Raw genomic sequence first — 20,445 nt, 5'->3', positions numbered from 1 at the left:
CTACCGATGGTACGACGCGCGTTGCAGCCCCTTCTCCTCAGGCAGATTGGCATCTGCCCCCTCTGCAACACGGCCATCAACCCCAGAGCTCCGCCTGAGCTGCCCTCTCGGATGTGACCAAGTCGTACTAGAAGGTCTCACGCTTCTGCATTTCGGGAAGCGCCGCGTCCAGGCGCTTCGCCAGTTCCGGCAGCTTGATGGTGGGGACCGCCGGGAAGAGGTGGTGCTCCAGGTGATAGAACATGCTGAACGTGAGCAGGTTCTTCCAGCCGGTGCGCTGGGTTCTCGCAATCGTGGGGTCGTCCTGCGTGTCGTGATGCACGGTCCACACGGCGAAGAAGGCCATCAGGCACTCGCCAAGGACCATCACCCCGACGTGGTAGATGAGGAAGTGAAGCCGCAGGTGGAAGACGCCGATGACGAAGACGGCGATGGAGGCCAGCTCGAAGAGGACGTTCCAGCGGTACTTCGTGTCTCCCTTCTGGAGGGTCACCTTGTGGATCAGGAACATGTGGACGGGGCCGTACAGGATGGCGCCGTACCACGACATGCCCGCTGACTTTCCTTCGTAGTCCTCCTCCGCCAGGGTGTACCGGTGATGTCTCAGGTGGTTGAACTTCACCGCGTGGAGTGAGGCCATCATCAGCACGCTGTTGAGATACAGCGTGAGCCACGTCAGGAATTTGTTCGTGCCCAGGGCGCGGTGGAAGCCGTTGTGCACCTGTCTCAGGCCCGTGAGGAAGTAGAAGGCGGAGAAGGGCAGGGCGAGCGCGTAGTGCTCGAAGTACGCCAGCACCATCGAGAACACGAACCAGGGAATGGTCAGGTTGTTCTCAATCAGCAACTCCCGCGTCGAGAGCGTCCGCAGGTCCTTCCACTTCACGCTGCGCAGCAGTTCCAGATGTGCCATGTCGAGGGCGAAACCCGACGACGAGGGAACAGCGACAGCACCACGGCCAGGTGCTCGCGGCTGTTCTAACAAGCCCTGTTCCCCCTCAGCAGGACGCGGTCCTCCGGGGCATCAGCTGGCGGATTCACCGATAGAAGACAGGACAGGGGCAGGCAGGGCCCGCCACCTCTCCGAATAACGCCCGCGCGCCTCTACCGGCCGGACGAGGATTTCTTCCCGACGGCGGGCTTCGTGGCCGCAGCCTTCGCGGGAGCACCCTTCACGGGCGTCGCCTTCGAGGGGGCCGCTGCTTTCGCGATGGCGGTGTTTCTCTTCGCGGCCAGCTCCGGAATCAACAGCAACTCGATGCGGCGGTTGCGCGCACGGCCCTGCGGCGAGGCATTGGCCCCCAGGGGCCGCGTGTCGCCGTAGCCGGCCGCGAGCATGCGCTTCGCGGGCACGCCGCCCTTCTCCTGGAGGAAGCGGACCACGTTGACGGCGCGCGCGACGGACAGTTCCCAGTTGGTGGGGAACGTGGCCTGGAGCTTCTGCGTGGGGGGCGAGTCGTCGGTGTGGCCCGACACCTGGATGAGCTTGTCATCCACCTTGGACAGCACGCCGCCCAGGCGGGTGAGGACCTCCTGGCCGCGAGTGCTGATGCTGGCGTCGCCTGAATCGAAGAGGACCTTGTCGACCAGGTCCACCTGGAGGCGGCCTCCGTCCTGGGACAGGCGGATGGCGCCCTCGGCGATCTCCTTCTTCAGCTTGTCCTGGAGGTCCTCGTAGGTGGCCTTGAGCCGGCTGAGCTCCGCTTCCTGCTCCTGCACCGTCTGGCTGAGCTGTTCCTTCTCCGCGTTGAGCTGATCCTTCTCCGTGGTCAGCTTCGTGTGTTCCGCCTCCAGCGCGGCCAGCTTCGACTCCAGCTGCTGCTTCGCGGCGTCTGCTTCGTTCGCCTTGGCAGTGGCAGCCGCCGCCTCCGCGTCCGCGCGGGTCGTGCTGCGATGCGACAGATAGAGCACCAGGCCCGCGAGCACCGCCACCAGCGCCGTCACCAGCCAGGGCACCCAGGCCCTTCCGCGTTCCTCTTCCATGTCGCGACCTCCGGGGTGGAATGAACGGAGGCCACGCTAGTGAAACGCCCCAGGTGCGCCTCAAGGCGCCCCGGGTGTGTGCAGGTATCTGGAGGTGAATTGTTCCAGCCAGGACAGCCGAAGTGCGCCGCCACGGGCTGGGACGTCAGTACATGGCGCAGACGATGCCCACGCAGTCGCCCGCGGTGTTGTTGCGCGCGACGTTCCCGCCGCCGTCGAAGGCGGTGGGCGCGTAGATGCCGAAGCCCGCATTGCCCAGGGCGACGTTGTTGATCACCGTGGGGGTGCTGGGCGGCTCCACCCGGAGTCCGTCCCCGTCGTTGCTGAGGAACTCGTTGCCTCGGACGATGCCCGTGAGCGTGCCACCGGCGGGCCCTTCGCGGTCGGACAGGGTCAGGCCGCCCGCGTTGTCATAGAAGGTGTTGCCGTCGATGTAGACGGTCAGGGCCGTGGCCTGGAGCCCCGTGCCGTTGTTGACGACCAGCGTGTCGAGCATCGACAGCTTGTACGGCTCCCAGACGGGAATCGAGTAGGGCGCGATCGTGGCGTTGTTCGCGATGAGCGTGTTCTCGAAGCGCATCTCCTCGCAGGCCCGGGGGCCGTCACCGTCGTTGGGGATCGAGCCCACGGCGTTATTCCACGCGATCGTGCTCGACCTGAAGCGGACGCGGCCTTCCCAGCAGTAGATGACGCTCTCGTTGGACGTGAACGTGGAGTCGAGCACGTCGATGTCGTGGTAGTCCGCGAGCATCGCGAGCCTGTTGCCGGTGAACACCGACGACCTCACGTCGAAGCTGCCGCTGGACGCGTCGAACTCACGGCTCAGCCCGGTGACGCTTCCGCTCACGCGGCACTCCGTGATGAGGAAGTTCGTGGTGGCAGCGTTGTAGACACCCACGTAGTTGTCGACGAGCGCGAGCTTGTGGAGTCGCACGTTCGAAGCGTCCGAGCCTTCAGGCGTGGCGATGCCCCGGCCGAATCCCTGAACCGTGCCATTGCGCACCATGCTGTTGGCCTGGAGTTCGATGCCCGGTGTTTCGGTAGTCGTCGTCCCGGTGCGGCGCACGGTGTGGCCACCCAGGTCGAGGACGATGCCTGCGCCCACGACCCGGAGCGCGAAGGGCGCCGAGCCCGGGCAGTTGAGATCCTGCGTGAGAAGCGTGTGCTGGGTGAGGGTGTCCCCGCACCGGACGGCGTGACCGGACTTGAAGATCACCTTGGGTTCCACGTTGGATGGAACCGTGTCCCGGGCCAGGACGTCGGGCGCTCCCGTGAGCAAGGTGGTCACAGCCATGGCAACGGCGAATCCGCGTGTCTGCTTCATTCTGGCTCCCCCTGGACCGGAGACGTCCGGTCACCGGAGGAGATGCTAGGGAAAGCACCCTCCGCATCATCTCGACCACGGGTGGCAGCGCGCCGCTGGCAGGGCGACAGCATGAAGGCACGGCGGGGTGACAATGGGGGGCGCGGGCCTCACTGTGTGGGGGAGAGCCATCGCCATTCATCGCGGTTCCCTTGGCCGCGCGCGCTCTCTTGGAGCGAGAGATGGAAGCCCCGCAGTGTCGGGCATCTGGCACACGCATTGCCTTGCGGCGGCGCATGACTTCGCGCGACGCGACGGCACCTGGCACCTGGCGACGCTCCACGGGATGGGCCCTGCTCCTCGTCCTCTGGACGGCCTGCACCGGTGTGGTGGGTGGGCCGTCCGACAATGACGTGGATCCGTCAGGCTCGACGGACGCAGGGTGTGAGGACCCTGCGCCCTCCGGTGACCCCGACGCGGGCGAGAAGAACGACATGCTCGCCCCCAGCCGGCTCTTGCGGCGGGCCTCGCTCGCGCTGCGCGGGACGCCCCCGACGGACGAGGAGTTCGCCGCGCTCGAGGCCGCGGGCGACGACGCCTCGCAGCGGGCCTTCGTGGAGCACTTCGTCGACACGACGCTCGGGCAGCCCGCGTTCTACCGGACGATGTTCGAGCAGGCGCGCGACTGGTTCAACATCCCGCTCGTGCCTCGCACCGCTGACGCGCCGGAGTACGGCGTGCAGCAGCAGCGGTCCATCCAGCGCTGCCCCGCGGGCACCGCGAAGGCCGGCGCCTGGAAGTACTTCCGAGGCGAAGACACCGCCTGCAGCGGGGTGAAGGCGGATGGCACGCCCGTGGAGGAGCTCACCGTGGAGCCGTGGTGGGCGCCGGGCACCACGGTGACGCTGGTGGGGGCCGCGGCCAACACCTCCGCCACGGGCACCGGATCCGTCAACGGCACCCCCGTGCCCCTTGTCTGCGCCACCGCCGGTCCGGTGGGCACCTGCGGCTGCGGCCCCAGCGCCGTGCGCTGCCACGCCGACTTCCAGCAGTACGCCGGCTGGGAGGACTACCTGCACTACGCCGAGCACGGCCAGCGGCGGCTCGTGTCCGAGGAGCCCGCGCGCCTCTTCGCCCATCTCGCGTGGCACGACCGGCCGGTGACGGACCTCATCCTCGGCACGTACTCCGTCGCGCCCACCCGGCTGCAGGCCGCGTACGTGATGCAGGGCCTGGAGGGCGGCGCGACCGGGCTGCTCGACGACGACTCCTGGTGGCGGCCGTCGCGCTTCTTGGGGGAGCCGGTGGATCCGGAACACGCACCGGGGGATCCGCTCGCCTGGCGCGAGTATCAGATCCCCGCGCGCAATCCCTTCCTCCTCGCCGAGCGCGACTATCGTTACGACCCTCGCATCCAGGCGGATCCCTCGCGGGGCATTCCGGCCGCGGGCATGCTCACCAGCATCGGGTTCCTCGCGGGCTATCCGCGCGAGCGCGTGCGCGGTGCGCGGGCCCTGGAGACGTTGGCGTGCGAGGTCCTCTCTCCGCCCCTGGGACAGAAGTTCAACGAGTACCGCCGCGACCCGGGCACGGAAGGGCCCTGCCAGCACTGCCACCGCCGGCTCGACCCCGCGGCCATCCACTTCAAGCGCTTCGCGAAGCAGGGCTCGGCGTCCGAGGGCCATGGCGCGAAGTACCTGATGCCCGGCGTGGGCACCACCTGGCATTGGCCCATCCAGTGGCGCAAGGGCGTGTACCCCTACGGCGGAGATCCGTTCAGCCACTGGAACCGCTGGTACACGGCCGACACGCTGCTCACACCCATCACCGAGGCCCAGGAGCAGGTGAACCCCGAGGCCGTCTTCCTCGACTTCCTCCCTCCGGATCAGACGCTGCTGGGGCAGGTGGGGGACGGGACGGTGGGCCCGCTCGGCTTCGCCAAGCTCATCGTCGCGGCGGGGGCGTTCGATCGCTGCGTGGTGCGGCACCTCCATGCGCAGGTGCTGGGACGCGACATCGACCCGGCGCGGGAGGCGGGCTACCTGGACGCGCAGGTGGCGCGCTTCATCGCGCAAGGCCGCAAGGTCCGCCCGTTCGTCAAATCCCTCACGCAGTCCAACCTCTTCCAGCGGGGGCGCTGACATGAACCGCTTCGCACTCCTCCTGCTTGTGCTTCCCGTGGCGCTCGCGTGCGGCAGGGACGGCACCGCGTCCAATCCCACCACCCAGGCCCAGAACGCCTGCGGCACCCCAGCCAGCTCCGAAACCGTGCGCATCATGCAGGGCCTCAATCCGCACTGTGAGGGCTGCCACGCGCAGGGCGCGCGCGGGTACTTCGCTTCCACGGACGCGTTCCAGAGCCTCCTGGTCTCCGATGCCCGGCTGGTGAAGGCGGGCAGCCCGGATGACAGCGAGCTGATCCGCCTGCTGGAAGGCCGGGGCAATGCCGCCTTCAAGCAGATGCCCATCGGGGAGAAGTCCTACGCCCAGCTCGTCTCGGAAGGCACGGCGACGCTGACCGTGGCGGAGGTCCGCGCGTGGGTGCAGGGGCTCGCCGCGCAGCAGCGCGATGAGCGCCCCGACCCCGATGCGTCGCGCATCACCCGCATGAACGCGACCCAGGTGCAGCGGGCGCTGTACCAGCAGCTGGGACTCGGCCACGACGACTTCTTCAGCTCCGCGACGGAGTTCGGCATCCCGATGGCGGAGCAGCGCAGTGACGACCTCTACCCGCTGCAGCCGCCGGACGCCGTGCCGGCCCCGCGGCAGCAGCCCCCCGCCGAGCGCTTCTATGGGCTGGGCGGAGGCTCGGTGATGAACCAGACCTCGTCGGACCGGAGCGCCTCCCCCACGTTCGCGCTCACGCTGACGCAGGTGTCCCAGCGGTGGTGCCGTCTGGCGCTGGCCAAGACGGGCAACGTGGCGCTCTTCCCGGCGGGCACGCAGCGCACCGCGGACCCCGTGGAGGTGAAGGCCACGCTGCGCCGCTGGTCCCTGCACTTCCTGGGCGAGCGCTTCTCCGACGCGCAGGTGGACGCGCTCTACGCGGATGTCTTCGTGCCGCTCTCGACACCGACGGACACCGAGCCCGCCTGGGTGGGCGTGTGCTCGTACTTCATCCGTCACCCGCACTGGATCTTCTACTGAAGGGGCACCCCATGAAGCTCTCTCGCCGCAAGCTGTTCGAGCTGGCCCTCGGGGCCACGCAACTGGGACTCATGGCGCGCTTCGGGCTGTCCACGGCCTCGGCCGCGCCCGCTTCGGGACGCCCCACCAAGCTCCTGGGCATCTGGCTGGACGGAGGTCTGCACTGGGAGAGCTTCTTCTCCCCGCTGTCCCGCGCCGGTATCAACAAGTTCATTCCCCCCGCGCAGGGCGGCGTCATTCCCGTGGGCTACCTGCCGGAGCAGGTGGAGAACTTCGACCGCTCGCCGGTGGACCTGGATGCGCCCGGGCCGGTGCGCAGGCTGCGCGGGCCCATCTACTGGAACTGGGCGAACCCCGCCGACGCGCGGGGCACGAACCCTGTCGTGAACAACCAGCAGATCTACCGGCCGTGGGGCTATGCGTGGGCGGACCCCACGTACAAGCTCTATGAGAAGGCCGCGCTGCTCGTGGGCGCGGATCAGAACACGGCCGCGCACACGAGCGGCATCGTCGCCAGCATGTGCGGCGTGGCGGGCGCGAGCTTCCGAGCCCCGGCGGTGCAAGCCGTCATCGCGAACGCCATGGCTCAGCGCTTCCCGGACCGACCCATCCCCAACGTCAGCCTGGGCGGTCAACTTCCGAGCGCGTTGGGACTGCCCGCGCTGGCGAACCCGACGGTGCTGCGCTCCGCGGCGTCGGTGGAGCCGACGCTGTCCGACAAGCGCGACAGCGCCTGGAAGGGGCTCCGCGCCCGCAGCGATATGCCGGATGTGGCCTTCGACGGTTCGGCGCTTCCGGGGACGGTGCCTGTCACGGCGGTGGATGCGGCGCTCATGAAGGCGCTGCGCGCGGAGCGGGGCGTGTCCACGAGCGGCACGGACGCGATGCTCGAGGAGCTCTATGACACCTACAAGGGCGCGAGCCGGACGATCCGCCGCGACATCCTCTCCGTGCTGGGCAACACCCTGGCGTGGGAGAAGCTCAAGGCGGACCCGAGCTACCCGGTGGATTGGACGGCGTGCATCGGCTACGCGGATGCCTGCGGCACGGGTCCGTCGATGGGGTCCTATGACTTCGCCTTGCGGCTGCTGAAGTCCGACCTGGTCACGTCGGTGAACCTGCGGGCCACGAGCTTCAGCAACAACTCCTTCGACACCCACAGTGCGAACGGCGTGCAGATGCACACCAACCACCTGCGCATCGCGCTGGAGATGGTGGGTCGGCTGTGCATCGAGATGAGCCTCACCCCCAGCAGGTCCGACCCGTCCCGGTCGCTGCTGGATGAGACGCTCGTGTATGTCTACAGCGACTTCGGGCGGACGTTCCCGAAGCAGGGGAGCGATCACCATCCGGCGACCTGCGCGCTGCTCGTCGGCGGAGGCATCCAGGGCAACCAGATGCTCGGCGGGTACGACGAGTCGATGAACGGCTCGCCCATGGGGGCGCCGGTGGCGCTGGTGGAGGAGGACGGGAGCCGCGGCTCCCGTGCGCCGCGCTCGCAGGACATCGCGGCGACGGTGATGAACGCCTTCGGCCTGGAGCCGGGGAAGGACTTCTTCATCCCCGGCGGCTACGGCGTCTTCGACGGCGTCGTGAAGTCCTGAGCTACTTCAGCGTCGACGTGTCGATGACGAACCGGTACCGGACGTCGGAGGCGAGCACGCGCTCGTAGGCGTCGTTGATCTTGCTGGCGGGGATGACCTCGATGTCCGCGCCGATGTGGTGCTGGGCGCAGAAGTCCAACATCTCCTGCGTCTGGGGGATGCCGCCGATGAGCGACCCGGTGAACACGCGGCGGGGCATGAAGAGCGAGAACGCGTTGAGGGAGAGCGGCTCCGGAGGCGCGCCCACGCTGACCAGGGCGCCGTCCAGGGCCAGCAGGGACAGGTAGGCGTCCACGTCGATCTTCGCGCTCACCGTGTTCACGATGAGGTCGAACGTGCCCGCGAGCTTCTGGAACGTCTCCGGGTCCTTGGTGGCGTAGTAGTGGTGCGCGCCCAGCCGCAGGCCGTCTTCCTTCTTGCTCAGCGACTGCGACAGGACGGTCACCTCCGCGCCCATCGCGCGAGCGAGCTTCACGCCCATGTGCCCCAGGCCGCCCAGGCCCACGATGGCCACCTTCTTTCCGGGGCCCGCGCCCCAGCGGCGCAGCGGCGAGTACGTCGTGATGCCCGCGCACAGAAGCGGCGCGGCGGCGTCGAGCGGGATGCCCTCGGGAATCTTGAGGACGAAGTCCTCGGTCACGACGATGTGGGTGGAGTAGCCGCCCTGCGTGAGCTGGCCGTCCCGCCCGGTGGCGCCGTAGGTGCCGACCATGCCCTTGAGGCAGTGCTGCTCCTCTCCCTTGCGGCAGGACGAGCAGTCGCCGCACGAGTCCACCATGCAGCCCACGCCGACGCGGTCGCCGACGGCGTGCTTCTTCACCTCGGCGCCGACGCTGGCGACGATGCCGGCGATCTCATGGCCGGGGACCAGGGGGTAGGTCGCCGCGCCCCACTCGTCGCGGACGGTGTGGATGTCGGAGTGGCAGATGCCGCAGAACTTGATCTCGATGAGCACGTCGCGAGGGCCGAGCTCCCGGCGCTGGATGGCCAGGGGACCGAGCGGTGACTTCGCGGAGGTTGCGGCATAGGCGTGGGCGGTAGGCATGAGTCTTCTCTCCAGGAGCAATAGGGCCGGTGAGCCCCGTTCACGTGCGGAGAGAGATACGCGCCAGCCCCGTGCATGACTACGCGCGAGGAGCCAATAGGCTATTAACGCGTGCTTAACAGTGGCTTCGGATACGGTCCTCGCGAATGAATACGGCGCCCTTCACCCAGCTCCAGGTGTTCCTCGTCGTGGCGCGCCTGAGCAGCTTCAGCGGCGCGGCGCGCGAGCTGGGCGTCTCCACGGCGGCTGTGAGTCATTCGGTGCGGCAGCTGGAGGAGCAGCTGCGCGTGGTGCTGCTCACCCGCACGACTCGCAGCGTGGCGCTGACGGACGCGGGCCGGCGGCTCGTGGAGACCGCGGGACCCGCGATGGGGCAGGCGATCGCCGCGCTGGGGGAGGTGGCCGCGCGGCCGGGAGAGACGGTGGGCCGGGTCCGGCTGTCCGTGCCGCGGGCGGCGGTGCCCTACATCATCACCCCGGTGGTCCCCACCTTCCGCGCGCGTCACCCGCGCATCGAGGTGGAGGTCGTCATCGAGGAGCGCTTCGTGGACATCGTGGCGGAGGGCTACGACGCGGGTGTGCGGCTGAGCGAAGCCATCGAGCGCGACATGGTCCAGGTGCGCCTCACGGGAGAGTTCCGCTTCGTGGTGGTGGGCGCCCCCAGCTACCTCGAGCGCCACGGCACGCCCCAGCGCCCGGAGGATCTGCTGAAGCATGAGTGCATCACGTTCCGCATGCGCTCCACCGGGGCGCTCTACGCATGGGAGCTGGAGCGGGGCCGCAGGAACTGGCGCGTTCCGGTGCGAGGGGGCGTGGTCAGCAATGACAGTCACCTGACGTTGGACCTTGCGGAGCAGGGCCTGGGGCTGGCGTATGCCATGGAGCCCCTGGTGGCGGAGCGGCTCCGCACGCGACGGCTCGTGCGGGTGCTGGAGGCCTACGCGCCCACCGTGCCCGGCTTCTTCCTCTACTATCCCAGCCGTGCGCAGCGCTCCGCGCCGCTGCGACTCTTCGTCGAGGCGGCGCGCGAGCTGGCGCTCAAGGCCGTGTGAAAGCGAATCAGCGGCCGGTCAGCTTCTCCAGGGCCTCGGGATAGCGGGCTCCCTGCGCCGTGAGCTTCGCGGCGGCCTCCGTGAGCTCGCGGACCTCGTCCGCCGTCAGCTCCACCCGGGCCGCGCCCAGGTTCTCCTCCAGCCGGTGCGGCTTCGTGGTTCCCGGGATGGGGACCATCCACGGCTTCCGCGCCAGCACCCAGGCGAGCGCGAGCTGCGCCGGCGTCACCTTCTTCCGGGCCGCGACGCTGCCCAGCAGATCGACGAAGACCTGGTTCGCCGTGCGTGCCTCCGGCGTGAAGCGCGGAAGGATGTTGCGGAAGTCGTTCTTGTCGAGCTGGGAGGTGTCGGGCAGCTTGCCCGTCAGGAAGCCCTTGCCCAGCGGGCTGAACGGAACGAACCCGATGCCCAGCTCTTCGAGGGTCGGGAGGATCTCCTTCTCCGGTTCACGCCACCACAGGGAGTATTCGCTCTGGAGGGCTGTCACGGGCTGGACCGCGTGCGCGCGGCGGATCGTCTTCGCGCCCGCTTCGGACAGGCCGAAGTGCCGGACCTTGCCTGCCTGGATGAGTTCCTTCACAGCGCCCGCGACGTCCTCGATGGGCACGTCCGGGTCCACGCGGTGCTGGTAGAACAGATCGATCACGTCAGTCTTGAGCCGCTTGAGGGAGGCCTCGGCGACCTGCTTGATGTGCTCGGGCCGGCTGTCCAGGCCCCCCTGCTTGCCGTCGCTGCTCAGCTTGAAGCCGAACTTCGTGGCGATGACCACCTGAGCGCGAACCGGGGCGAGGGCCTCACCGACAAGCGCCTCGTTTGTCCAGGGGCCGTAGACCTCGGCGGTGTCGAAGAAGGTGACGCCCTGGTCCACGGCCGACCGGATGAGGGCAATCATCTCCGTCTTGTCCGCGGGCGGGCCGTAGCCATGGCTCATGCCCATGCAGCCGAGCCCGATGGCCGAGACCTCCAGGTTGCTGTTTCCGAGTCTGCGCTTCTGCATCGTGTTCTCTCCGTCGTGAAGTTCGTCGCACGAAGGAGATACGGCCCGGGCCCGGATGGGACTAGACGCACTGGGGGCAACGGCCTGTTAAACCCACGTTGAAAGTGAAGGGTGGGCATGGGCATCGTGGATTGCCACGATTGACTCGCGTCAGGCATGCCTCGCTGGTGGATGTAAGCGTTTGGTTGCCGACGGTCGTGGGCGTGGATGTCTGTTATGGGTGGCAGCGGTGGCGTCTGCTGACGGGCGTGCCTGCCTTTCGCGCGGGCACATTCCCCTCACAGCAGGAGTGCTGATGAACGCGCTGAGGAAGTCCCTGATGGCCGTGTCCGCCGTCCTCGCCGTGGCCCCCGCCGCCGCGTTTGCCTACCCCCCGCAGTGCATGGACATCTGCCTGGAGCGTTGTGCCGGGCCTTGTTTCGAGGGGACCTACCGCACCACCTGTGAGGAGTCGGGCTGGTGCTTCGCGCCCGCGCCTTCCGAGGAGACCGCGTCCGTCTCCTCGGAGCAGAGCCAGCGGTCCGAGGACGCCGCGCCGGTCTGCGACTCCGCCCATCCGGGCGTGGAGCAGACTCCGTCCGCGGAGAGCTGAGCAGTCCTGAGCATCCGCGGGGCCTGCCCTGTCCAGGCCTCGCGGTTCAGGCGCTTCCGGAGCGGAGCGCCGCGGACAACGCGTCGAGCGCACGTTCCTGCAAGGCGGAGAGCCGCACCCCGGGCCGAGCCTGCCGCACCCGAGCGAGTGCCGCCTTCGCATCCGGAGCATCCCCCCGCGCCACGAGGAGCGCGGCGGCGATCATCCCGGTGCGCCCATGTCCCTGCGCGCAATGGACGTAGAGAGACCCGGGGAGGGCGGCCAGCTCGCGAAGAACCGGGACCACGTGCTCCACGGGCAACGTCGATGCGTCCAGGATGGGCAGGGACACGTACCGGCCAGCGGCGCGGATGGCTTCCGGTTCGATGAACTCGGAGGTCAGGTCCAGCACGGCCGTGACACCCGAGGGCAACTCGCCGGGGAGCAATCGGCGTCCCACCAGGACCCCAGGCACCACTTCGTCAAAGGCTCGCTCCCGCGAGGAGCGCCGCGCCAGATGCCAGGTGCCCCACGTGAGCAGCAGATAGGGCAGGAGTGCGAACACGGCCCACGGCCGCATGCGTCCATCCGGCTGCTTCCCGAAGGCCTTCGCGCCTGGTCCGGCGTAGGCGAGCGCCACGACCGCGAAGCTCAGTGCGGGCCACAGCAGCAGCCAGCCGAAGCCCTGGAGCCGCTGCGCCAGGAAGGTGAGGAGAGCCGCCGCGGTGGTGAAGACGAACGTGTACTTCATGCGCGGCGCAGCGTAGCGGAAACCCGGGTGGCCTCCATGCGGCGGAGGCCGACCCGGAGGTGACGGCTACTGACTCACGACACAGCCCGGCTGCGCGATGGCACACCAGGAGGAGGCCTCGCTGACGCAGATGCTGTCCCAGGCCGTGGTGCAGCAGTACGGGTCGCGGTTGCACACCGAAAACGTGCAGGAGTTGCAGTCCTTGTTCAGCGACGAGCCCGTCGTACAGACGTTGTGGGTGCATGCAGCGGCGGTACAGACGTTGCTGCTGGAGCAGGCCTGTCCGGCGCCGCAGGCGCCGCAGGCGAGGGTGCCACCACAGCCGTCGGAGATGGTTCCGCAGGTCTTGCCCTGAGCCGCGCACGTCGTCGGGGTGCAGGCGGCGGTACAGACGTTGTTGCTGGAGCAGACCTGTCCGGCGCCACAGGTGCCGCAGGCGAGGGTGCCACCACAGCCGTCGGAGATGGTTCCGCAGGTCTTGCCCTGGGCCGCGCACGTCGTCGGGGTGCAGGTGGCGGAGGCGTCGAAGACCTCGATGCTCGCCACCGCCTGCATGTTGCCCTGGGCGTTGTAGGTCGTCCCTCCGAGGAACAGGACGCGGCCGTTCGGCAGCGCGACCGTGGGGTGGTCCACGCGGGACTGGGTCAGCGTTCCCACCGTGCTCCAGGTGCTGGTCGTGGGGGAGAACAGCTCCACCTGCATCGTGTTGTAGGAGCCACCGGCCATCAGGATGGTGCCATCCGGCCGAGTCACCGACGGCGCGGAGAAGTGCTGGACGGCCGTGGCGCCAGTGTTCGTCCAGGTGTTGGCGGCCGGGTCATACAGCTCCGCCGCGGTGGCATAGCCCGTCAGCAGCACCTTGCCACTGGAGAGCAGCTGCAGGGTGTGGCCATTGCGGCCCGTGTTCATCGACGCGACGGTGGTCCAGGTCCCCGTGGTGGGGCTCCAGATCTCCGCGTGGTTGCTGGAGGACGTCGTGCCATTGCTTCCACCCGCCACGAGCACGCGGCCGTCCGCGAGCCGCACCGCGGCCTGGCTCATCATCCCGGCGTTGAGCGAGCCCGTGGCCGCCCAGGTGTTCGTGGACGGCGTGTAGACATAGGTCGAGGTGACGATGCTCACGCCGCCCGCCACGAGCACGCGGCCGTCCGCGAGCAGCGTGGCGGTGTGGCCATAGCTGATGCGGGGCAGGGGAGCGGCGGCGCTCCAGGTGTTCGTGGTGGGGTCGTAGCGCTCGGCGGACGAGAGCACGCTCGAGTTGATGCCGCCCACGACCAGCACGGTGCCGTCCTGCAACAGCGTGGCGGTGTGAGCGCGGCGCGCGGTGAGCATCGACGGACCGCTGACGGAAGTGGCCGTCGCCGGGTCATACAGCTCCGTGGAGGAGTACGAGCCAGAAGGCGTCCCTCCGCCCGCGACCAGCACCTTGCCGTTGGCGAGCAGCGTGGCGGTGTGCTGGTAGCGAGCGGACAGCATCGAACCACCGGGCACGACGAGCGCGGACGACTGGGAGGACACGACGTCGTCCCCGGGGAGCTCACTCTCGGGACTGCACGCGAGACACAACAGCAGGGGGACGACGGCCAAGGACATCCAAGACGAGGTGCGCATGTGGGCTCCCGGGAAATGGGCCCGCGACCATGGCACGCGGTGTCTGGATTCCTTTCATGAAACATGAACACAAATCGGGTGTCTCAAGATACCCGGACTTGTCTCAGGAGACGGTAAAAGCCGGTCCTGAGCTGGAGTCAGTCCACGCAGACGAGGACGCCGTCTCCGTGTTTCGCGGCCGTGACGTAGAAGGCGCGGAAGCGGTCGAAGCGCTCGGTGAGCCACTGCCAGGCCTCGTCGATGGACTCCTCGTGCGGGCATTTGTAGACGCCCGCCTCGCTCATGCTTGCGAAGGTGAAGTGCTCGCGAAGGGCGTCGAACCGCACGGCCTCCAGCATCCGGGCGATCCGCTCCACCGCCTCCGGCCGCGTGTAGCGCAGGGGCACGCCCTGACCCGCCACCACGTGCGGGGCGATCTTCGCCTCGCCATGGATTGCGATTCCGGCCAGGGAGTCGTCCTCGGCTCCCGGCTCGTTCCGGCGGCGGTCGGAGAGGACGAAGTGCAGATGATCCCACCTCCGGTCGAGCTCCACGTGTTGCATCACCAGGTCCGGGCGGGTGCGCAACAGCTCTTTCACGGCCCCCAGGAGCTGGAGTTCGCCGGGATCCGGGCCGCCCGGTGCCAGCCGCTCCTCTCGGGGATCCTGGAGCAACCGGGTGACGGAGCACAGCCATTCGCCCACGCCGATGTTTTGCCGCGCCAGTTCCAGAAGCGGGGAACCGCTGGGAAGGGCCTGGTAGCTCGCATCGAGTCCCATGGGCCCCGTCCTAGCAGCTCCGACGCCAGCGCAGCAGCTAGCTCGCGCGGTTCACCTGTTCGGGGGTGACAGGCGGCACCGCTGCGAGCGCTGCCTCCGCGGCCCTCCGCGTATTGGCTTCCGTGGCGACCTGACACAACGCCACCTGCGCTTGAAGCTGGAGCGCGAAGGCCCGGCCCCGGCCGAACATGACGCCGATCAACGCCGCAACCAGACCGCCGATCAGGACGAAGAGGCCTTGCGCGTTCATCGCCTTCGTCACCACCACACCCACGATGAAGGCCATGAAGCCCCACGCGAAGATGATGCCGGCGGCCCGGTCGTACAGCGCCTGGGCATGTTTCGTGATGATGCTGGGATCGTAATGCACTGCCATGGTGGCTCCGCGGTCGGGGGATGAAGGGCCCGTGGATCAGGCCCGCGCGGCTCCATCCCATTGCGCGAAGCGCCCGGGCATCCCCCATGAGAGGAATGCCCGGCGGCATCAGGCCCGTGCTACTTCGGCACCCAGACCGCGACCCAGTCGATCTGCACGTTGCCGGCGGCGCTGTTGCTCGGAGGCGTGCCGCTCAGGTCGGTCTCCGTCTGGATGACCCAGTTGCCCTTGCGGCGCGTTCGGGATGCCGCTCTGCGCGCCGTCCAACGAGTACATCGTCGCCGCCCCGCTGACCGTGACGCGCCCGACGTACTGCCCATCCGGCGCTCCGGTGCGCGCCTCCCGCGTCAGCGTTCCCTGCCAGCCGGACCAACCGCGGGTGTTCGTCTCGAAGGACGTGTTGGTGATGACGGACGCCAGGTTCGACGTGGCCTGGACCGGAGCGTCGGCTTCAGGCTCCGGGTTGCATGCGGACGCCAGGGGGAGGGCCAGCAACAGCGCCAGGGCAGTGCGGAAGCGCGGCCTGCGAAGCACAGCGGACTCACTCATGACACTCTCCGTGGTAAACTAGAAATACCTGCATAGTTGTAAATAACAGATGCGGCGCATCGGACAGGCCCACCGTGTGCCTGCGTCTCCCACTCCTGTCGTGCATGGCCATTCTCGGCCCAGGAGGAGAGACGCCATGCCCACCGACACGAAGCAGCCTTCCGACTCCGGATTGGATCCCCACGCCCGTGCCTTCCTGGAGCAGCTGAAGAAGGCGGGCGGGCCCGCGCTCGAAACCCTGCCTCCCGCGGAGGCGCGCGCCGTGCTCCGGAGCGTGCAAGCAGGAAAGAGCGCGCGGAAGCCGGCCCGCATCGAGGACCGCTCCCTGCCGGTGGGCCCTGACGGACAGGTCTCCGTCCGCATCGTGCGGCCCGCGGACGCGTCGGAGACGCTCCCGGTGGTGCTCTACCTCCACGGCGGTGGCTGGGTGCTGGGCGACAAGGACACGCACGACCGGTTGATCCGTGAGTTGGCCGTGGGCGCGCGGTGCGCGGTCGTGTTCGTCAACTACACGCCTGCTCCGGAAGGGCAGTACCCCACGCAGATCGAACAGGCCTACGCCGCGCTGCAATGGGTCGCGAAGAACGGCGGCGAAGCGGACCTGGATGGACAGCGGATCGCCGTGGTGGGAGACAGCGCTGGCGGGACCCTGGCGGCGGCGCTCACGCTGGTGGCGAAGGAACGCGGCGGTCCGCGCATCCTGCAGCAGGTGCTGTTCTATCCCGTCACGGATGCCCGCTTCGACACGGGGTCCTACGCGCGCTACGCGGACGGCTACTTCCTCACCCGCAGCGGCATGCAGTGGTTCTGGGACAACTACGTACCGGATTCCACCGTCCGCACGGAGCCCACCGTCAGCCCCCTGCGCGCGACCGACGCGCAGCTGCGAGGCCTGCCCCCGGCGCTGATCCTCAATGGCGAGTGCGACGTGCTCCGCGACGAAGGCCAGGCCTACGCGCGCAGGCTCGTGGACGCGGGCGTCCCCGCGCTGGCCCTCCAGTACGATGGGATGATCCACGACTTCGTGATGCTGGATCCGCTGGCGGACTCACTCGCCGCGCGCAACGCCATCGCCCAGGCCTGCGTGACGCTGTCGGAAGCCCTGGGCACGCGGAGGCAGGTGGACGCGACGCTCACGTCCCAGCCCGCGCAGGTTCGCGAGCGGGAGAGCGCGCGTCACTGATCAATCCCCTGAGTCCAGCCACGCGGCCAACACATCCGCGTGGCACGGGCCCGGCTTGCACCAGCAGCCCAGCCGCTTGCCGCGCAACGTCCGCACGTCGCGCAGGAAGGCCGGGTCGTGCTTCGTGCGCAGCTCCAGGTACCAGCGGAAGGACTCGAACGCGTCCGGGCCGGGCGCCATGCGCCGCTGCGCCTCGTCGCGGATCCGCTCGGCTTCGTCCGCGGGCAGCTTCGCCAGCCACGGTTCGAAGTACGTGCGGATCATCGCCTTCCAGGTCTTCACACCCCCGGGCTTGAACGGGTTGCCGAAGCGGCCCGGCACGGGGTTGAGCGGCCCGGGCTTCGCCCAGGCGCGGAAGGCACGGCCCACGTACACCTCGCAGGCGTCGTGGACGTGCACCGCGGTGGTTCGGGATTCGGACATGGCGGGTGCATCGTTAACAGATGCACCCGTCAGACGCCGTGCGTGAAGCCCGGCCCGTCAGCAGGCAGGGGTCACCAGGGGTCGATGCCCTGCTTCTCGTGCGGCGTCGGCGTGTACGTGGACTTGAACCCCGAGGCCGCGGTGTTGAGCCCGGAGCCGAGCGCCTCCACCGCGCCCTGCTTGAACTGGCCCTTGCTGAAGCTCACGAAGGCGTCGCGGCCGAAGTTCAGCGCCTCGCGCTGGTGCGCGTTGACCTCGCTGCGCGCGCCCGTCTCCACCTTCTTGACGTTGTCGATGACGCTGTTCTTGGAGCGGTCGGAGATGCCGAAATTGCCCTTGTCGAGGATCTGGTTCACGCCGCTGACCGCGTGGCTGTAGTCGCTCGTCTTGCCCTGCGTCGTCTGATCAATCTGCAGGCGGGAGGGGTTCTTGAACGTGTGGTTGCTGGTGACCTTGAACATGCTTTGCCTCGCTGGGGGCGGCGGCCCGTTGGCCCCTGCCCGCGGTAGGTGATGCGTTGAAATGATTGTCGGGGCATGTGGGGTGGAGTTTCCTGAAGACTTTCATTTGCACACGTATACGTCATTTGTCGTATGCCGGCCTCCGCGAAGGCCATCGCAGTGGCAAGGCCCGCCGGAAGACGGCAACGTACGCGCCCGTCTCCTCCCACCCTCGCGGACATGATCGCCAACCTCCACGACGCCGACATTCCGAAGCCCGTGCTCGAAGTCATCACCCGCCTGCGCGAGCTGGGCCACCCCACGTACCTGGTGGGCGGCTGCGTGCGGGACATGGTCCGCAAGGTCCACCCGAAGGACTTCGACGTCGCCACCAGCGCGCTGCCGGAAGAGGTCCAGCGCGCCTTCCGCAAGGTCATCCCCACCGGCATCCAGCACGGCACCGTCACCGTCGTCACCGGCGGCAACCACGTGGAGGTGACGACGTTCCGTTCGGAAGGGGACTATCTGGATGGCCGGCGCCCCAGCTCCGTGTCCTTCGAGCGGGACATCGTGAAGGACCTGTCGCGGCGCGACTTCACCATCAACGCCATGGCGTACAACCCGCTGGACCGCGAGCTGGTGGATCCGTTCGGCGGCCAGGTGGACCTGCCCGCGAAGTTGATCCGTTGCGTGGGCTCCGCGCAGGAGCGCTTCTCCGAGGACGGACTGCGCCCCCTGCGCGCCGTGCGCTTCGCCGCCGTGCTGGGCTTCACGCTGGACCCCGACACCCGCGACGCCATCCCCGCGACCCTGGCCGTGTTCCGCAAGGTCGCGCTGGAGCGCGTGCGCGAGGAGTTGCTCAAGCTGCTCCTGTCCCCTCGCGCGGAGATGGGGCTGCACCTGCTGGCGGACACGGGGCTGATGGAGGTCTTCCTTCCGGAGGTGGCCCACGCGGACGAGGAGGCCGCCCGGCTCGCCCGCGCCGCAGTGCAGGCCGCGCCGCTGGACGCGGACCTGCGCGTGGCCACGCTGCTCGCGGACATCGACACCGCGACGCAGGCCCGTGAGCTGTGTCTGCGTTTGAAGTTCCCCAACAAGTCCGCGGACCTCATCGGCATGCTCGTCGAGCACGCGAAGCTGGAGACGCGCGTGGACGACGCGGACCCCGCGCTGCGCCGGCTGCTCGCCCGGGTGGGCCTGGTGAACCTGCCCGCGCTCCTCTCCGTGGCGAAGGCCCGCGTCCAGGTCCGGGCCCCGGAGCGCCTGCCCGCGGTGGAGGCGTTGGCCGGAAGGCTGGAGGCGCTGGCCGCCGCGAAGCCCCCCTTGTCCGCGAAGGAGCTGGCGCTCACCGGGGGCGACATCATGAAGACGCTGGGCATCGGCCCCTCGCCGAAGGTGGGCGAGGCGACCCGGTACCTTGTCGAATCCGTGCTCGATGACCCGTCGCTGAACACCGCGGACGCGCTCCGCTCCCTGCTCACGGCCTGGGCGGCGCGCGGTTCATGACACGGGGGCCTCTTCCCGGCCGGAGGGCAGGGGAGGGGGCCCGGAGCGCCTCCGGCCGTGCGTCGCGGCCTGGGGGCGTGTAGGAAGGAGCCCCATGCGAGTCGTCGTTGCGATGAGTGGCGGAGTGGATTCCTCGGCCGCCGCCGCCCTGCTCAAGGAGCAGGGCCACGAGGTCATCGGCATCACCCTGCGCGTCTGGTCCTACGAGGGCGCCGCGAAGTGTGGCAGCTGCTGCAGTCCGGACGACATCGACGATGCCCGCGCGGTGGCCCAGACGCTGGGCATCCCGTTCTACGTGGCCAACGCCGAGGAGATCTTCCAGGACCGGGTCGTCAACCCGTTCGTCCAGTCGTACCTGGGAGGCAAGACGCCCATCCCGTGCGTGAGCTGCAACCGCGACGTGAAGTTCAACTTCCTCCTCAAGCGCGCGCGCGCCCTGGGCGCCCGGCTCGCCACGGGCCACTACGCCCAGGTGGAGGAGGTGGACGGCCGCTTCCACCTGCGCCGCGCCGTGGACGCCGCCAAGGACCAGAGCTACTTCCTCTTCACCCTGGGCCAGGAGGAGCTGAAGGACGTCCTCTTCCCCGTGGGCCACCTCACCAAGCCGGAGGTGCGCGCCGTCGCCGAGCGCCACAACCTGCCCACCACCCACAAGCCGGAGAGCATGGAGATCTGCTTCGTGCCGGACGGCGACTACGCCGGGTTCGTGGAGAAGGTCGCCGGTCCCCAGCCGTCCGGCGAGGTCGTGGATCCGGAGGGCAAGGTGCTGGGCACGCACAACGGCATCCACCGCTTCACCGTGGGGCAGCGCAAGGGCCTCAACCTGGGCGGCGGCGAAGTGCGCTACGTGCAGCGCCTGGAGCCGGAGACGAACCGCGTCGTCGTGGGCCCCGCGGAGGGCACCGGCCGCGCGCAGTTCGGCCTGCTCCAGCCGCACTGGGTGGACGGTCCGCCTCCGCCCGAACAGGCCGTGGAGGTCCGGATCCGTCACCGCCACGCGGGCGCACCGGGACGGATCCACATCTCGCAGCACGGGCTGGTGTCCGTGAAGCTCGACGAGCCCGCGCGCGCCGTCACGCCGGGGCAGGCCGCGGTGGTCTACGACCGGGATCGCGTGCTCGGCGGCGGGTGGATCGTCTGAGCCGACCT

At 68.9% G+C, this 20,445-nt stretch carries 20 protein-coding genes; 8 read left to right on the top strand and 12 right to left on the bottom strand.

Translation table 11 applies throughout. The annotated features are described in order from the left end of the window. Positions 1 to 127: 127 nt before the first annotated feature. The 3 genes from D7Y11_RS03445 to D7Y11_RS03435 all read right to left on the bottom strand — a co-directional run bounded on the left by D7Y11_RS03445 (position 128) and on the right by D7Y11_RS03435 (position 3,274). Complete coding sequence (locus tag D7Y11_RS03445; RefSeq protein ID WP_126932992.1) at positions 128 to 910, bottom strand: fatty acid desaturase; 783 nt, start codon at positions 908 to 910, stop codon at positions 128 to 130. Positions 911 to 1,101: 191 nt separating this feature from the next. Then, entirely contained in the window at positions 1,102 to 1,980 is an 879-nt protein-coding gene (locus D7Y11_RS03440) for a flagellar motor protein MotB (RefSeq protein ID WP_126932991.1), read from the bottom strand. 145 nt (positions 1,981 to 2,125) lie between these two features. Continuing rightward, positions 2,126 to 3,274 carry a right-handed parallel beta-helix repeat-containing protein gene (locus tag D7Y11_RS03435; protein WP_306770411.1) on the bottom strand — a complete coding sequence of 383 codons (1,149 nt, stop codon included), beginning with the start codon at positions 3,272 to 3,274 and terminating at the stop codon, positions 2,126 to 2,128. A gap of 305 nt (positions 3,275 to 3,579) precedes the next feature. Here D7Y11_RS03435 and D7Y11_RS03430 point away from each other — a divergent pair, with 305 nt between their 5' ends. Genes D7Y11_RS03430 through D7Y11_RS03420 form a run of 3 tightly spaced genes read left to right on the top strand, consistent with a single transcriptional unit; the run spans position 3,580 to position 8,034 of the window. Continuing rightward, positions 3,580 to 5,424 carry a hypothetical protein gene (locus tag D7Y11_RS03430; RefSeq protein WP_199753683.1) on the top strand — a complete coding sequence of 615 codons (1,845 nt, stop codon included), beginning with the start codon at positions 3,580 to 3,582 and terminating at the stop codon, positions 5,422 to 5,424. Between the two features lies 1 nt (position 5,425). Beyond that, the gene (locus D7Y11_RS03425) at positions 5,426 to 6,430 is read left to right on the top strand and encodes a hypothetical protein (protein WP_121751694.1); all 1,005 of its coding nucleotides are present in this window, start codon (positions 5,426 to 5,428) and stop codon (positions 6,428 to 6,430) included. Between the two features lie 11 nt (positions 6,431 to 6,441). Further along, positions 6,442 to 8,034 (top strand): DUF1501 domain-containing protein, encoded by a 1,593-nt coding sequence (locus D7Y11_RS03420; protein ID WP_126932989.1) that lies wholly within the window; start codon positions 6,442 to 6,444, stop codon positions 8,032 to 8,034. A 1-nt stretch (position 8,035) separates the two neighbouring features. On the opposite strand, the gene D7Y11_RS03415 is transcribed toward D7Y11_RS03420, so the two are convergent. Next, a complete protein-coding gene (locus D7Y11_RS03415; RefSeq protein ID WP_120576525.1) occupies positions 8,036 to 9,079 on the bottom strand; it encodes an NAD(P)-dependent alcohol dehydrogenase in 1,044 nt (347 codons plus the stop codon). 146 nt (positions 9,080 to 9,225) lie between these two features. Here D7Y11_RS03415 and D7Y11_RS03410 point away from each other — a divergent pair, with 146 nt between their 5' ends. Then, complete coding sequence (locus D7Y11_RS03410) at positions 9,226 to 10,131, top strand: LysR family transcriptional regulator (protein WP_120576526.1); 906 nt, start codon at positions 9,226 to 9,228, stop codon at positions 10,129 to 10,131. A 7-nt stretch (positions 10,132 to 10,138) separates the two neighbouring features. Here D7Y11_RS03410 and D7Y11_RS03405 read toward each other — a convergent pair whose 3' ends face one another. Further along, the gene (locus D7Y11_RS03405) at positions 10,139 to 11,128 is read right to left on the bottom strand and encodes an aldo/keto reductase (protein WP_121751692.1); all 990 of its coding nucleotides are present in this window, start codon (positions 11,126 to 11,128) and stop codon (positions 10,139 to 10,141) included. Between the two features lie 295 nt (positions 11,129 to 11,423). Between D7Y11_RS03405 and D7Y11_RS03400 the strand changes: the two genes are divergently transcribed. Further along, positions 11,424 to 11,720, top strand: a complete 297-nt coding sequence (locus D7Y11_RS03400) for a hypothetical protein (RefSeq protein WP_121751691.1) — start codon at positions 11,424 to 11,426, stop codon at positions 11,718 to 11,720. Between the two features lie 46 nt (positions 11,721 to 11,766). Here the strand turns inward: D7Y11_RS03400 and D7Y11_RS03395 are convergent, their stop codons facing one another. The 5 genes from D7Y11_RS03395 to D7Y11_RS03375 all read right to left on the bottom strand — a co-directional run bounded on the left by D7Y11_RS03395 (position 11,767) and on the right by D7Y11_RS03375 (position 15,744). After that, complete coding sequence (locus tag D7Y11_RS03395; RefSeq protein ID WP_121751690.1) at positions 11,767 to 12,450, bottom strand: tyrosine-protein phosphatase; 684 nt, start codon at positions 12,448 to 12,450, stop codon at positions 11,767 to 11,769. Positions 12,451 to 12,516: 66 nt separating this feature from the next. Beyond that, complete coding sequence (locus tag D7Y11_RS03390) at positions 12,517 to 14,061, bottom strand: kelch repeat-containing protein (protein WP_121751689.1); 1,545 nt, start codon at positions 14,059 to 14,061, stop codon at positions 12,517 to 12,519. A gap of 137 nt (positions 14,062 to 14,198) precedes the next feature. After that, positions 14,199 to 14,819 carry a DUF1877 family protein gene (locus D7Y11_RS03385; protein WP_121751688.1) on the bottom strand — a complete coding sequence of 207 codons (621 nt, stop codon included), beginning with the start codon at positions 14,817 to 14,819 and terminating at the stop codon, positions 14,199 to 14,201. Between the two features lie 37 nt (positions 14,820 to 14,856). Then, positions 14,857 to 15,195 carry a hypothetical protein gene (locus D7Y11_RS03380; protein ID WP_121751687.1) on the bottom strand — a complete coding sequence of 113 codons (339 nt, stop codon included), beginning with the start codon at positions 15,193 to 15,195 and terminating at the stop codon, positions 14,857 to 14,859. 108 nt (positions 15,196 to 15,303) lie between these two features. Then, on the bottom strand, positions 15,304 to 15,744 hold the full coding sequence (locus D7Y11_RS03375; protein WP_126932988.1) for a hypothetical protein: 441 nt from the start codon (positions 15,742 to 15,744) through the stop codon (positions 15,304 to 15,306). A 136-nt stretch (positions 15,745 to 15,880) separates the two neighbouring features. Here D7Y11_RS03375 and D7Y11_RS03370 point away from each other — a divergent pair, with 136 nt between their 5' ends. After that, on the top strand, positions 15,881 to 16,927 hold the full coding sequence (locus D7Y11_RS03370; RefSeq protein ID WP_120576534.1) for an alpha/beta hydrolase: 1,047 nt from the start codon (positions 15,881 to 15,883) through the stop codon (positions 16,925 to 16,927). On the opposite strand, the gene D7Y11_RS03365 is transcribed toward D7Y11_RS03370, so the two are convergent. Both D7Y11_RS03365 and D7Y11_RS03360 read right to left on the bottom strand, forming a co-directional pair. After that, the gene (locus tag D7Y11_RS03365; RefSeq protein WP_121751685.1) at positions 16,928 to 17,350 is read right to left on the bottom strand and encodes a DUF4326 domain-containing protein; all 423 of its coding nucleotides are present in this window, start codon (positions 17,348 to 17,350) and stop codon (positions 16,928 to 16,930) included. Positions 17,351 to 17,421: 71 nt separating this feature from the next. Beyond that, on the bottom strand, positions 17,422 to 17,811 hold the full coding sequence (locus tag D7Y11_RS03360; RefSeq protein ID WP_126932987.1) for a hypothetical protein: 390 nt from the start codon (positions 17,809 to 17,811) through the stop codon (positions 17,422 to 17,424). A 219-nt stretch (positions 17,812 to 18,030) separates the two neighbouring features. On the opposite strand from D7Y11_RS03360, the gene D7Y11_RS03355 reads away from it, so the two are divergent. Both D7Y11_RS03355 and mnmA read left to right on the top strand, forming a co-directional pair. Further along, complete coding sequence (locus D7Y11_RS03355; RefSeq protein WP_120576537.1) at positions 18,031 to 19,296, top strand: CCA tRNA nucleotidyltransferase; 1,266 nt, start codon at positions 18,031 to 18,033, stop codon at positions 19,294 to 19,296. Between the two features lie 94 nt (positions 19,297 to 19,390). Beyond that, positions 19,391 to 20,437 (top strand): tRNA 2-thiouridine(34) synthase MnmA, encoded by a 1,047-nt coding sequence (mnmA, locus tag D7Y11_RS03350; protein WP_120566164.1) that lies wholly within the window; start codon positions 19,391 to 19,393, stop codon positions 20,435 to 20,437. The last annotated feature ends 8 nt before the right edge of the window (positions 20,438 to 20,445 follow it).

It is taken from the genome of Corallococcus sp. AB018, assembly GCF_003986945.1.
GTDB classification, from domain to species: Bacteria; Myxococcota; Myxococcia; order Myxococcales; family Myxococcaceae; genus Corallococcus; species Corallococcus exiguus.
Note: the sequence above shows the minus strand (reverse complement) of the source record. Positions and strands in the feature narration are given on the sequence as shown.

Bases quoted from the DNA above. Each gene is read 5' to 3' on its own strand.
- D7Y11_RS03410 (WP_120576526.1), top strand. From the start codon at position 9,226: ATGAATACGGCGCCCTTCACCCAGCTCCAGGTGTTCCTCGTCGTGGCG.
- D7Y11_RS03370 (WP_120576534.1), top strand. From the start codon at position 15,881: ATGCCCACCGACACGAAGCAGCCTTCCGACTCCGGATTGGATCCCCAC.
- D7Y11_RS03395 (WP_121751690.1), bottom strand. From the start codon at position 12,450: ATGAAGTACACGTTCGTCTTCACCACCGCGGCGGCTCTCCTCACCTTC.
- D7Y11_RS03390 (WP_121751689.1), bottom strand. From the start codon at position 14,061: ATGCGCACCTCGTCTTGGATGTCCTTGGCCGTCGTCCCCCTGCTGTTG.
- D7Y11_RS03375 (WP_126932988.1), bottom strand. From the start codon at position 15,744: ATGAGTGAGTCCGCTGTGCTTCGCAGGCCGCGCTTCCGCACTGCCCTG.
- D7Y11_RS03420 (WP_126932989.1), top strand. From the start codon at position 6,442: ATGAAGCTCTCTCGCCGCAAGCTGTTCGAGCTGGCCCTCGGGGCCACG.
- D7Y11_RS03405 (WP_121751692.1), bottom strand. From the start codon at position 11,128: ATGCAGAAGCGCAGACTCGGAAACAGCAACCTGGAGGTCTCGGCCATC.
- mnmA (WP_120566164.1), top strand. From the start codon at position 19,391: ATGCGAGTCGTCGTTGCGATGAGTGGCGGAGTGGATTCCTCGGCCGCC.
- D7Y11_RS03385 (WP_121751688.1), bottom strand. From the start codon at position 14,819: ATGGGACTCGATGCGAGCTACCAGGCCCTTCCCAGCGGTTCCCCGCTT.
- D7Y11_RS03365 (WP_121751685.1), bottom strand. From the start codon at position 17,350: ATGTCCGAATCCCGAACCACCGCGGTGCACGTCCACGACGCCTGCGAG.
- D7Y11_RS03435 (WP_306770411.1), bottom strand. From the start codon at position 3,274: ATGGCTGTGACCACCTTGCTCACGGGAGCGCCCGACGTCCTGGCCCGG.
- D7Y11_RS03445 (WP_126932992.1), bottom strand. From the start codon at position 910: ATGGCACATCTGGAACTGCTGCGCAGCGTGAAGTGGAAGGACCTGCGG.
- D7Y11_RS03380 (WP_121751687.1), bottom strand. From the start codon at position 15,195: ATGGCAGTGCATTACGATCCCAGCATCATCACGAAACATGCCCAGGCG.
- D7Y11_RS03355 (WP_120576537.1), top strand. From the start codon at position 18,031: ATGATCGCCAACCTCCACGACGCCGACATTCCGAAGCCCGTGCTCGAA.
- D7Y11_RS03360 (WP_126932987.1), bottom strand. From the start codon at position 17,811: ATGTTCAAGGTCACCAGCAACCACACGTTCAAGAACCCCTCCCGCCTG.
- D7Y11_RS03430 (WP_199753683.1), top strand. From the start codon at position 3,580: ATGACTTCGCGCGACGCGACGGCACCTGGCACCTGGCGACGCTCCACG.
- D7Y11_RS03440 (WP_126932991.1), bottom strand. From the start codon at position 1,980: ATGGAAGAGGAACGCGGAAGGGCCTGGGTGCCCTGGCTGGTGACGGCG.
- D7Y11_RS03425 (WP_121751694.1), top strand. From the start codon at position 5,426: ATGAACCGCTTCGCACTCCTCCTGCTTGTGCTTCCCGTGGCGCTCGCG.
- D7Y11_RS03415 (WP_120576525.1), bottom strand. From the start codon at position 9,079: ATGCCTACCGCCCACGCCTATGCCGCAACCTCCGCGAAGTCACCGCTC.
- D7Y11_RS03400 (WP_121751691.1), top strand. From the start codon at position 11,424: ATGAACGCGCTGAGGAAGTCCCTGATGGCCGTGTCCGCCGTCCTCGCC.